Source organism: Neisseria sp. P0014.S009 (assembly GCF_051958155.1).
Taxonomy (GTDB): domain Bacteria; phylum Pseudomonadota; class Gammaproteobacteria; order Burkholderiales; family Neisseriaceae; genus Neisseria; species Neisseria flavescens_C.
In genome coordinates, this window is sequence record NZ_JBQCVS010000074.1 from 1 (window position 1) to 344 (window position 344).

Annotated in this window: 1 rRNA gene; it reads left to right on the forward strand. The window is 47.1% G+C overall.

The window, feature by feature from the left end:
- Positions 1–344, forward strand: a 16S ribosomal RNA gene (locus ACTHS4_RS11720); the annotation flags it as partial.

A 344-nucleotide genomic window follows, 5' to 3' on the forward strand; every position in this document is an offset into this window, starting at 1 on the left:
TAATTGTTACAGTTGAATAGGCTGTGACTTGATAGTAGCGGAAGAGGAAGGGACGGCTAACTCTGTGCCAGCAGCCGCGGTAATACAGAGGTCCCAAGCGTTGTTCGGATTTACTGGGCGTAAAGGGTGCGTAGGTGGTTATATAAGTTTGGTGTGAAATCTCCAAGCCTAACTTGGAAACTGCATCAAAAACTGTACAACTAGAGGATTGAAGAGGAGATTGGAATTCTCGGTGTAGCAGTGAAATGCGTAGATATCGAGAGGAACACCAGTGGCGAAAGCGAGTCTCTGGGCAAATCCTGACACTGAGGCACGAAAGCTAGGGGAGCAAACAGGATTAGATA